This window comes from Streptomyces sp. NPDC047072, assembly GCF_040643855.1.
Classification (GTDB): domain Bacteria; phylum Actinomycetota; class Actinomycetes; order Streptomycetales; family Streptomycetaceae; genus Streptomyces.
In genome coordinates this window covers 25,022-35,901 of sequence record NZ_JBEYVC010000106.1, presented here as the reverse complement: position 1 = coordinate 35,901, position 10,880 = coordinate 25,022, and the positions used below count along the sequence as shown (strand labels likewise).

Here is a 10,880-nt window from a genome sequence, read left to right as displayed (position 1 = left end):
GTAGGCGTCGCAGGCCGCGACCAGCGCGCGCGGCACCGTGTCGTGCACCGGCGCCACGCCGAAGCCGAGGAGCGTGAGACCCCCGCCGTCCGTCCCGTAGATCTTCAGACTTTCGAGTTCGAGAGAGACTCCAAGAATCATGGCGAACTACACCGCCGCCGACGTCAAGAAGCTCCGTGAGCTCACGGGCGCCGGCATGATGGACTGCAAGAAGGCGCTGGACGAGGCCGAGGGCGACGTCGAGAAGGCCGTCGAGGCGCTTCGGATCAAGGGCCAGAAGGGCGTCGCCAAGCGCGAGGGCCGCTCCGCCGAGAACGGCGCCGTGGTCTCCATCATCGCCGACGACAACTCCTCCGGTGTCCTGGTCGAGCTGAAGTGCGAGACGGACTTCGTCGCCAAGGGCGAGAAGTTCCAGGCCGTCGCCAACCAGATCGCCGAGCACGTCGCCGCGACCTCCCCGGCCGACCTGGACGCCCTGCTCGCCTCCGAGATCGAAGCCGGCAAGACCGTCCAGGCGTTCGTGGACGAGGCCAACGCCAACCTCGGCGAGAAGATCGTCCTGGACCGCTTCGCGCAGTTCAACGACGGCTTCGTCCTCGCCTACATGCACCGCACGATGCCCGACCTGCCCCCGCAGATCGGTGTCCTCGTCGAGCTGGACAAGCCGGACGCCGACGTCGCCAAGGGCATTGCCCAGCACATCGCCGCCTTCGCGCCGAAGTACCTCTCCAAGGAGGACGTGCCGGCCGAGGTCGTCGAGTCCGAGCGCCGCGTCGCCGAGGAGACCACCCGCGCCGAGGGCAAGCCCGAGGCCGCCCTGCCGAAGATCGTCGAGGGTCGCCTCAACGGCTTCTTCAAGGACGCCACGCTGCTCGGTCAGCCGTACGCGCTCGACAACAAGAAGTCCGTCCAGAAGGTCCTGGACGAGGCCGGTGTCACCCTGAAGCGCTTCACGCGCATCAAGGTCGGCATCTGAGTCCGTACCGCGACTCACGCGCGACCCCTATAGGGTCGTGTGCAGTCGTCCACGGCTGACGGACGACAGCAGATCTGACGAGGAGGCCATTGCCGAGCACGGGAGCGAACAGCGACCCACCGGCAATGGCCTTCTTCGTATGTGCACCACGTGAAAGAGGCGGATCTCCATGACCACCAAGGCGAAGAAGAGCGACGACGGCAAAGTACGCGGGCGGTTTCTGCTGAAGCTGTCCGGTGAGGCCTTCTCCGGTGGCGGGGGCCTGGGGGTCGACCCCGACGTGGTGCACAAGATCGCCCGTGAGATCGCCGCCGTCGTCCGGGACGGCGCCGAGATCGCGGTCGTCATCGGCGGCGGCAACTTCTTCCGCGGCGCCGAACTCCAGCAGCGCGGCATGGACCGCGCCCGCTCGGACTACATGGGCATGCTCGGCACCGTGATGAACTGCCTCGCCCTCCAGGACTTCCTGGAGAAGGAGGGCATCGACTCGCGCGTGCAGACCGCGATCACCATGGGCCAGGTCGCCGAGCCGTACATCCCGCTGCGCGCCGTGCGCCACCTGGAGAAGGGCCGTGTGGTCATCTTCGGCGCCGGTATGGGCATGCCGTACTTCTCCACCGACACCACCGCCGCCCAGCGCGCCCTGGAGATCGACGCCGAGGCGCTGCTGATGGGCAAGAACGGCGTGGACGGGGTCTACGACTCCGACCCCAAGGCCAACCCCGAGGCCGTCAAGTTCGACTCCCTCAGCTACGGCGAGGTCATCACCCGCGACCTCAAGGTCGCCGACATGACCGCCATCACCCTGTGCCGCGACAACAAGCTCCAGATCCTGGTCTTCGAGCTTCTGGCCGAGGGCAATATCGCGCGCGCCGTCAAGGGTGAGAAGATCGGCACGCTGGTGGGTGACCAGGGCAGCCGGGACTGACCGCAGTTGTCCCCGGTCCCTGACCGGGGGATGGACAATGTCCTGCCGGTCGGGAACCGTGCAGGAAGAAGACGCGACGCAGCCGGCCGCCGCCCCCACGCACACGGAACAGCAGCCGGGCCTACTCAAGACACGCAGGAGCAAGTGGTGATCGAAGAGACCCTCCTCGAGGCCGAGGAGAAGATGGAGAAGGCCGTCGTGGTCGCCAAGGAGGACTTCGCCGCGATCCGCACCGGCCGTGCGCACCCGGCGATGTTCAACAAGATCGTGGCCGACTACTACGGCGCGCCGACGCCGATCAACCAGCTGGCTTCGTTCTCCGTGCCGGAGCCGCGCATGGCCGTGGTGACCCCGTTCGACAAGACCGCGCTGCGCAACATCGAGCAGGCGATCCGCGACTCCGACCTGGGCGTCAACCCGAGCAACGACGGCAACATCATCCGGGTGGTGTTCCCCGAGCTCACCGAGGAGCGCCGCCGCGACTACATCAAGGTCGCCAAGGGCAAGGGCGAGGACGCCAAGGTGTCCATCCGCTCCGTCCGCCGCAAGGCCAAGGACGCCATCGACAAGCTGATCAAGGACGGCGAGGTCGGCGAGGACGAGGGCCGGCGCGCGGAGAAGGAGCTCGACGACACCACCGCGAAGTACGTCGCCCAGGTGGACGAGCTCCTCAAGCACAAGGAAGCTGAGCTGCTCGAGGTCTGATGAACGACTCTTCCTGGGGCTCTCCGCCACCAGCCGGACCGCCCGCCGGGTACTGGGGGCCCATCGACCAGGGGCCTGTCCAGGGGGCTGCCCCGGCGGGTCCCGCGTACGATGCGCCTGAGGCGCAGCAGACTCGCCCCATGCCCATCGTGCCCGACGTACCCGCGTATGGCGGAGACCAGGATGACGACCGGGGGACCGCTCGGCTGAGCGGTCCCTTGTTCCGGGACGAGACGTTCCGGGACGAGACGTTCCGCAACGAGCCGTTTCGCGACCAGACCCCGTCGGCGCAGCCCTATCCGGCGGCGTCGCAGAAGCAGGATCCGGAGCCCATGCCCGACGCCTCGCAGCCGGCGCCCGCGCCGCAGAAGAAGAGCGCGGGGCGGGACCTGGGCGCGGCCATAGGGGTCGGCGTCGGGCTCGGTGTGGTGATCATCGCGTCGCTGTTCTTCGTCAAGGCCGTGTTCGTCGGCGTGATAGCGGTCGCCGTCGTGGTGGGGCTGTGGGAGCTGACCTCGCGGCTGGCGGAGCGCAAGGGCATCAAGGCGCCCCTCGTGCCGCTGGCGCTCGGCGGGGCCGCGATGGTGGTCGCCGGGTATGTGCGGGGCGCCGAGGGGGCCTGGGTCGCGATGGCGCTCACGGCGCTCGCGGTCCTTGTCTGGCGGATGACGGAACCGCCGGAGGGCTACCTCAAGGACGTCACGGCGGGCGTCTTCGTCGCGTTCTACGTCCCGTTCCTGGCCACGTTCGTCGCGATGATGCTGACGGCCGAGGACGGGGCGGCCCGGGTCGTGACCTTCCTGGTCCTGACGGTCGTCAGCGACACCGGGGCGTACGCCGTCGGCTGGCGCTTCGGCACGCACAAGCTCGCGCCGCGCATCAGCCCCGGCAAGACCCGTGAGGGGCTCGTCGGGGCGGTCACCTTCGCGATGGCGGCGGGTGCGGTGTGCATGGAGTTCCTGATCGACGACGGCACGTGGTGGCAGGGCCTGCTCCTGGGCCTCGCGGTCGCCGCCAGCGCGACGCTGGGCGACCTCGGCGAGTCGATGATCAAACGCGACCTGGGCATCAAGGACATGGGCACGCTGCTCCCGGGCCACGGCGGAATCATGGACCGCTTGGACTCGCTGTTGCCCACGGCTCCGGTGGTGTGGCTGCTGCTGGTGGTTTTTGTGGGGAGCGGCTGAGGGGCCACGGCGCTACGCCGCGGTAGCGGCACATCGGATACAGCATGGACCGCCTGGACTCCCTGTTGCCCACGGCTCCGGTGGTGTGGTTGCTGCTGGTGCTGTTCGTGGGCAGCGGCTGACGCAGGACTTTGGCGAGGGGCGGCAGCGACGGCTGTCGCCCCTTTGCGTTTCTTCACCGTGGGCATGGTGCAGGCCAGGTTGGCGCAAATTGTGTGTCAGAGGTTGCTTCGCATACGTAAAAGGGGCCGTTTTCGCGGGAGTTCGTTCGGGATGCTGACCGTCGCGTCGGTTTTCGAACGGGGGAAACGGGATGAGCGGGCAGTTCGGGGTGGATCCCGAGACGTTGACGGACCTGGCGGGCAGGTTCGACCGGGAGGCGACCGGGCTTGCCGGGCCGATCGGGGCGTTCTCGGGGAGCGCGGCGGAGATCGGGCAGGCGTTCGGGCTGCTGGGGATCTGTGACGGGGCGACCGAGAAGTACCGGCAGCTGCTGGACAGCACGGTCAAGGCGCTCGGGCATCTTCCGGACGTGCTCAGGAGCGACGGCGACCGGCTGCGGCTGAACGCCACCCACTACATGGACTCGGACCAGGCCGCCCTCGGCTATCTGCACGCCGCGGCCTCGGGCGGCCGTCCGTGAGCATCAACGGCTGGATCGACGGCAAGGTCCTGGAGATCCTCCAGGCCGCCGGTGTGGAACTCCCCGGCGGCGACGGCGACACCCTCCGGTCCATCGCCCGCGCCTGGGACACCATGGGCACGGAGCTGACGGACGTCGTACGGGCCGTAGACGCGGCGATCGCCGGGGTCGACCGGCAGGGGTGGCACGGCGCCGCCCGGGACGCCTTCGAGAAGCACTGGGCCAAGCAGAAGAAGGTCGTCCAGGACGTCGCCGCGAACTTCCACCACGTCGCCGACGGCCTGCGCTCCTACGCGGACGAGATCGACGGGATCAACAAGGAGATCATCGACATCTGCGTCGAGATCGCCGAGATGGAGATCGCCGGGGTCGCGCTGTCGTTCTTCACCGGCTTCATCTCCGACCTCGTCGCGAACACGGCGGTGGCGGAGCGGGTCGCCAAGGTCGTGGACCTGGTCAAGTTGTTCACGTCGGCGGCGGAGCGGGTGGCGGGCCTCCTGGAGCGGTTCTCGGGGCTGAGCGCGGAGACGGTCGCGACGCTGGAGAAGATGCTCACCGCCGTCGCCAGGGTCAGCGCGAGCTTCGCCAAGACGGGGCTGGAGAGCTTCGCGACGAACTTCGTGGCGGACTCGGGAAGCCTGATGGTGACCCAGGCCGTCAACGGCCAGCCGGTGACCGTGGGGGCCGACCTCACGAACGGTGCGTGGCTGGCGGGCGGCACGGCCGGGTTCACCGCCGGAGCCGGTGTGATCGGGGCCCGGTTCACCGGGGTGGCCGGGGATCTCCTGAGAGGGGAGGGCCTGCTCGGCACCTCGGTGAACGGCGCGCTCGGCAACGTCGCGGGCGGTCTGACAGCCGACTACAGGAACGGCCAGGACGCCTCGACCATGGAGCAGGACGCGCTGACCAACGCTGCCGCGGGCGCCGTCGGAAACGCCCAGAACCACGGCGTCAACCATGCCCTGGAGCAACACGGCAGCCTCGGCGGGGAACACCTCAGCGACCAGGGAAAGCTCGCGGACGGGTCCTTCAAGAACACCGTGGGCACCACGCTGAATACCGGCGTCTACGCCGCCGCGTCCGGTATCGAGTCCGACATTCAGGCCCTGACGAAGGACGAGAACGACCAGTGAGCCCCCTAGGCGAAGTGGCCCTCGCGGCCGTGTTCACCCCCAACCCGCACCACCCCCTCACCGTGTCGGGCTTCTTCGAGTACGCCGCCGTCGTCGTCGGCTGCGCGATCGCCCTCATCGGCATCTACGCGGCGATCAGCACCTACCGCGGCCTGGACCCCTCCCGCCGCCGCGGCCAGGCACTCCCCGTCACCCTCACCGCCGGCTTCTTCGTGGTCATCGGCCTCACGGTCGCCGCCTTCGGCCTGTGGATCTTCTGACCGCGGTCCCGGAATGATCTGCGACACTGGTACAGCCATGCCTAAGCCCGGAGAACTCACTTTCGTCGCCCCCCGCGGAGCCAAGAAGCCGCCGCGGCATCTCGCTGATCTCACGCCCGCCGAGCGCAAGGACGCGGTGGCGGAGATCGGGGAGAAGCCGTTTCGTGCCAAGCAGCTGTCGCAGCACTACTTCGCGCGGTACGCGCACGACCCGGCCGAGTGGACCGACATCCCCGCCGCCGCGCGCCCCAAGCTCCAGGAGGCGCTGCTTCCCGAGCTGATGACCGTCGTACGGCATCTGTCGACGGACCAGGGGACCACGCGCAAGACGCTGTGGCGGCTGTTCGACGGGACGCTCGTGGAGTCGGTGCTGATGCGGTACCCGGACCGGGTGACCATGTGCATCAGCTCGCAGGCGGGCTGCGGCATGAACTGCCCCTTCTGCGCCACCGGGCAGGCGGGGCTCGACCGCAACCTGTCCACCGCGGAGATCGTCCACCAGATCGTCGACGGGATGCGGGCGCTCAGGGACGGCGAGGTGCCCGGCGGGCCCGCGCGGCTCTCCAACATCGTCTTCATGGGGATGGGCGAGCCGCTCGCCAACTACAAGCGGGTCGTCACCGCCATCCGCGCGCTCACCGATCCTGCGCCGGATGGCCTCGGGCTCTCGCAGCGTGGCATCACCGTCTCGACGGTCGGGCTCGTGCCCGCCATTCACCGGTTCGCCGACGAAGGCTTCAAGTGCCGGCTCGCGATCTCCCTCCACGCCCCCGACGACGAGCTGCGCGACACCCTCGTCCCCGTGAACACGCGGTGGAAGGTGCGCGAGGTCCTCGACGCCGGCTTCGACTACGTCGAGAAGAGCGGGCGTCGGCTCTCCATCGAGTACGCCCTCATCCGGGACATCAACGACCAGGCCTGGCGCGGTGACCGGCTCGGGCGGCTGCTCAAGGGCAAGCCCGTGCACGTCAACCTCATCCCGCTGAACCCCACGCCCGGGTCCAAGTGGACGGCCTCGCGGCCCGAGGACGAGAAGGCGTTCGTCGAGGCCATCGCGGCGCACGGCGTGCCGGTGACCGTCCGGGACACCCGTGGTCAGGAGATCGACGGGGCCTGCGGCCAGCTCGCGGCCACCGAACGGTAGTCTGAAAGACGTACATCTTCATATCCGACAGGGGAGCGCAGCAGCGCTGAGAGTGCGGCGATCGAGCCGCAGACCCTCTGAACCTCGCCCAGGTCATTCTGGGTAGGAAGTTCGGTCATCACCGTGAACATCAAGAAGTATGCGGCTGCCCTCGTCGGCCTCGGTCTCGTCACGCTGTCCGCGTGCGGATCCTCGTCCGACGACGGCACCGGCAACGGCTCCAAGACCGTCACCCTCGTCAGCCACGACTCCTGGGCCGTCTCCAAGGACGTCCTCGCCGACTTCGAGAAGAAGTCCGGCTACAAGGTCAAGGTCCTGGAGGACGGCGACGCCGGGCAGGCCGTCAACAAGGCGATCCTCACCAAGGACAACCCGCAGGGAGACGTCTTCTTCGGCGTCGACAACACCCTGCTCTCCCGGGCCCTCGACAACGGCCTCTTCCAGTCGTACGAGGCGAAGGGCGCCGGCACCATCAAGGCGGGGTACCGGGTCGACGGGGACAAGGTCACGCCCATCGACACCGGCGACATCTGCGTCAACTACGACAAGGCGTACTTCACCGAGCACAAGCTCCAGCCGCCGACGTCGTACGACGATCTGATCAAGCCCGCCTACAAGAACCTCCTCGTCACCGAGAACGCCTCCACCTCCTCGCCGGGGCTCGGCTTCCTGCTCGGGTCCGCCGCCAAGTACGGCGACGACGGCTGGGAGGGCTACTGGAAGAAGCTCAAGGCCAACGGCGTGAAGGTCGTCGACGGCTGGGAGCAGGCCTACAACGAGGAGTTCTCCGGTTCCGCGGGGGGCAAGAAGGCGAAGGCGGACCGGCCGCTCGTCGTCTCCTACGCCTCCTCGCCGCCCGCCGAGGTGATCTACGCCGACCCGAAGCCGAAGACCGCCCCCACCGGGGTCGCCGACGGCACCTGCTTCCGGCAGATCGAGTACGCGGGGCTGCTGAGCAACGCGAAGAACACCCAGGGCGGCAAGGCGCTGATCGACTTCCTGCTGACCAAGGAGTTCCAGCAGGACATGCCGCTCAACATGTTCGTCTACCCGGTCGTGGAAGGCGCCTCGGTGCCCGCCGAGTTCACCGAGTACGGCCCGCAGGCCAAGGATCCCGAGACCATGGACCCGGCGAAGATCGCCGAGCACCGGGACGACTGGGTCAAGTCGTGGACCTCGCTCGTACTGAAGTAGGTACCCGCCTGAGCAGGAGGGGCGCGGCGGCGCGGCTCGGTCTCATGGCCGTGCCCGTCGCGTTCTTCGCCGTCTTCTTCGCCTATCCCGTCGCCGCGATCGTCAGGCGCGGCCTCGACACGGACGGCACCTGGCAGTTCGGCCGGATCGCCGACGTCCTCGCCCGGTCGGACATCCGCCATGTCCTGTGGTTCACCACCTGGCAGGCGCTCGCCTCCACCGCGCTCACGCTGCTGGTCGCGCTCCCCGGCGCATACGTCTTCGCGCGCTTCGACTTCCCGGGCAAGCAGGTCCTGCGGGCCGTGGTCACCGTCCCGTTCGTGCTGCCGACCGTCGTCGTCGGTACGGCCTTCCTGGCGCTCGTCGGCCGCGGCGGACTGCTGGACGAGCTGTGGGGCGTACGCCTGGACACCACCGTGTGGGCGATCCTGCTCGCGCACGTCTTCTTCAACTACGCGGTCGTCGTACGGACGGTGGGCGGGCTGTGGGCCCAACTGGACCCCCGGCAGGCGCAGGCCGCGCGGATGCTCGGGGCGTCCCCTTGGAAAGCCTGGCGTACGGTCACCCTGCCCGCGCTCGCGCCCGCCGTGGCCGCCGCCGCCCTTATGGTCTTCCTCTTCACCTTCACCTCCTTCGGCGTGGTCCAGATCCTCGGCGGGCCGACCTTCTCCACTCTCGAAGTGGAGATCTACCGGCAGACCTCCGAGATCTTCGACCTCGCGACGGCCGCCGTGCTCACACTGATCCAGTTCGTCGCGGTGGGCGCGGTCCTCGCCCTGCACGCCTGGACCGTACGGCGACGGGAGGGCGCCCTCCGGCTCGTCGACGCCTCCGGCACCGCCCGCAGGCCGCGCGGGGCGCGGGAGTGGGGGCTGCTGGCCGGAGTCGGGTGCAGCATCGCCGTACTCCTGGTGCTGCCCCTCGCCGTCCTCGTCCAACGCTCCCTCGACGCCCCCGACTTCGGCTACTACCGGGCGCTCACCCACAGCGACGGCGGGGTCTTCCTCGTCGCGCCGATCGAGGCGATCGGTAACTCCCTGGAGTACGCCCTCGCGGCCACCGCCATCGCGGTCGTGATCGGGGGGCTCGCGGCGGCCGCGCTCACCAGGCGGGACGCGGGGCGGTTCGTACGGGGCTTCGACGCGCTGCTGATGCTGCCGCTCGGGGTGTCCGCGGTGACCGTGGGGTTCGGGTTCCTGATCGCCCTCGACGAGCCGCCGCTGGACCTGAGGGCGTCCTGGATCCTGGTGCCGCTCGCGCAGGCGCTGGTGGGGGTGCCCTTCGTCGTACGGACCATGCTGCCCGTCCTGCGGGCGGTGGACGAGAGGCTGCGCGAGGCCGCCGCCGTGCTCGGGGCCTCGCCCTGGCGGGTGTGGCGGGAGGTCGATCTGCCCCTCGTACGGCGGGCGTTGCTGATCGCGGCCGGGTTCGCCTTCGCGGTGTCGCTCGGGGAGTTCGGCGCGACCGTGTTCATCGCGCGGCCCGACAACCCGACGCTGCCGGTCGCCGTGGCGCGGCTGCTCGGACGGGCCGGTGACCTCAACTACGGCCAGGCGATGGCCCTTTCGACGATTCTGATGGTGGTGTGCGCGGTGGCGTTGCTGATCCTCGAGAGGCTGCGGACCGACCGGACCGGGGAGTTCTGATGCTGCTGGCGCTGGAGGGCGCGACGGTCCGCTTCGGTGGGCGGGCCGTCCTGGACGGGGTCGATCTGGCGGTCGCCGAGCACGAGATCGTGTGCGTGCTCGGGCCCAGCGGCAGCGGCAAGTCGACCCTGCTGCGGGCGGTCGCCGGGCTCCAACCGCTGGACGCGGGGCGGGTGTTGCTCGACAGGCGGGACCAGGCCGCCGTGCCCGCGCACAAGCGGGAGGTCGGGCTGATGTTCCAGGACCATCAGCTGTTCCCGCAGCGGGACGTGGCCGGCAACGTGGCCTTCGGGCCGCGGATGCACGGGGTGGCGAAGGCGCAACAGGGCGAGCGGGTAAGGGAGTTGCTCGACCTCGTGGGGCTGCCGGGGGCCGAGCGGCGGGCCGTCGCCGCGCTGTCCGGCGGGGAGCAGCAGCGGGTCGCGCTGGCGCGGGCGCTCGCGCCCCGGCCCCGGCTGCTGATGCTCGACGAGCCGCTCGGGCAGCTGGACCGGTCGCTGCGGGAGCGGCTCGTCGTCGAACTGCGGGAGCTGTTCGGGCGGTTGGGCACGACGGTGCTGGCCGTCACCCACGACCAGGGCGAGGCGTTCGCGCTCGCCGACCGGGTCGTGGTGATGCGGGACGGGCGGATCGCCCAGTCCGGTACGCCACTTGAGGTCTGGCAGCGGCCGGCGGACGAGTTCGTGGCCCGCTTCCTCGGCTTCGAGAACGTCGTCGAGGGGCTCGTCAGCGGGGAGGCGGCGGAGACGCCCTGGGGCAAGGTGCCGGTGCCTCCGAGGGCTCTTGAGGGGGTGCGGAGCGTGCTCGTGCGTCCGGCGGGCGTACGGCTCGTGGCCGTCGACGAGGGGCTGCGCTGTGTGGTCGCCGGGCGGACGTTCCGGGGCACGCATGTCGCCGTACACCTTCAGCCGCAGGAGGACGGCGGACCACGCCTGGAAGCGGCGTGCGCCCTGCGGGAGGCACCGGAGGTCGGGGACGCGGTCGGCGTGGAGTTCGACGCGACCGAAATCGTCGTACTGGGCTGAGCGGACGGTGGCCCGCCCCCTGGTGAGGGGACGGGCCAC

11 protein-coding genes and 1 riboswitch are annotated in these 10,880 nt (G+C 69.6%); all 11 genes read left to right on the top strand.

Going from position 1 to position 10,880, the window contains the following annotated elements:
- The first annotated feature begins 139 nt into the window (after positions 1-139).
- A complete protein-coding gene (gene tsf / locus ABZ896_RS34095; RefSeq protein WP_360937495.1) occupies positions 140-976 on the top strand; it encodes a translation elongation factor Ts in 837 nt (278 codons plus the stop codon).
- 169 nt (positions 977-1,145) lie between these two features.
- Positions 1,146-1,904, top strand: a complete 759-nt coding sequence (gene pyrH, locus ABZ896_RS34090; RefSeq protein WP_360937493.1) for a UMP kinase — start codon at positions 1,146-1,148, stop codon at positions 1,902-1,904.
- 147 nt (positions 1,905-2,051) lie between these two features.
- On the top strand, positions 2,052-2,609 hold the full coding sequence (gene frr, locus ABZ896_RS34085; RefSeq protein WP_100571789.1) for a ribosome recycling factor: 558 nt from the start codon (positions 2,052-2,054) through the stop codon (positions 2,607-2,609).
- Positions 2,609-3,796, top strand: a complete 1,188-nt coding sequence (locus tag ABZ896_RS34080; RefSeq protein WP_360937491.1) for a phosphatidate cytidylyltransferase — start codon at positions 2,609-2,611, stop codon at positions 3,794-3,796. Before frr ends, ABZ896_RS34080 begins: the two co-directional genes overlap by 1 nt.
- A 313-nt stretch (positions 3,797-4,109) precedes the next feature.
- Positions 4,110-4,439: an ESX-1 secretion-associated protein gene (locus ABZ896_RS34075; protein WP_360937489.1), complete on the top strand. Its 330-nt coding sequence runs from the start codon at positions 4,110-4,112 to the stop codon at positions 4,437-4,439.
- Positions 4,436-5,572, top strand: coding sequence for a WXG100 family type VII secretion target (locus tag ABZ896_RS34070; RefSeq protein WP_360937487.1), 1,137 nt, complete (start codon positions 4,436-4,438; stop codon positions 5,570-5,572). The genes ABZ896_RS34075 and ABZ896_RS34070 overlap by 4 nt, the downstream gene beginning before the upstream one ends.
- Positions 5,569-5,832 (top strand): hypothetical protein, encoded by a 264-nt coding sequence (locus tag ABZ896_RS34065; protein ID WP_360937485.1) that lies wholly within the window; start codon positions 5,569-5,571, stop codon positions 5,830-5,832. The genes ABZ896_RS34070 and ABZ896_RS34065 overlap by 4 nt, the downstream gene beginning before the upstream one ends.
- Before the next feature lie 37 nt (positions 5,833-5,869).
- Positions 5,870-6,976 carry a 23S rRNA (adenine(2503)-C(2))-methyltransferase RlmN gene (gene rlmN, locus ABZ896_RS34060; protein ID WP_360937483.1) on the top strand — a complete coding sequence of 369 codons (1,107 nt, stop codon included), beginning with the start codon at positions 5,870-5,872 and terminating at the stop codon, positions 6,974-6,976.
- Positions 6,977-6,995: 19 nt separating this feature from the next.
- Positions 6,996-7,103, top strand: a riboswitch (TPP riboswitch).
- Positions 7,100-8,170 (top strand): thiamine ABC transporter substrate-binding protein, encoded by a 1,071-nt coding sequence (locus ABZ896_RS34055; RefSeq protein ID WP_360937481.1) that lies wholly within the window; start codon positions 7,100-7,102, stop codon positions 8,168-8,170. (Overlaps the previous riboswitch by 4 nt.)
- Before the next feature lie 44 nt (positions 8,171-8,214).
- Positions 8,215-9,816, top strand: coding sequence for an iron ABC transporter permease (locus tag ABZ896_RS34050; RefSeq protein ID WP_360937479.1), 1,602 nt, complete (start codon positions 8,215-8,217; stop codon positions 9,814-9,816).
- Entirely contained in the window at positions 9,816-10,841 is a 1,026-nt protein-coding gene (locus ABZ896_RS34045; protein ID WP_360937477.1) for an ABC transporter ATP-binding protein, read from the top strand. Before ABZ896_RS34050 ends, ABZ896_RS34045 begins: the two co-directional genes overlap by 1 nt.
- The last annotated feature ends 39 nt before the right edge of the window (positions 10,842-10,880 follow it).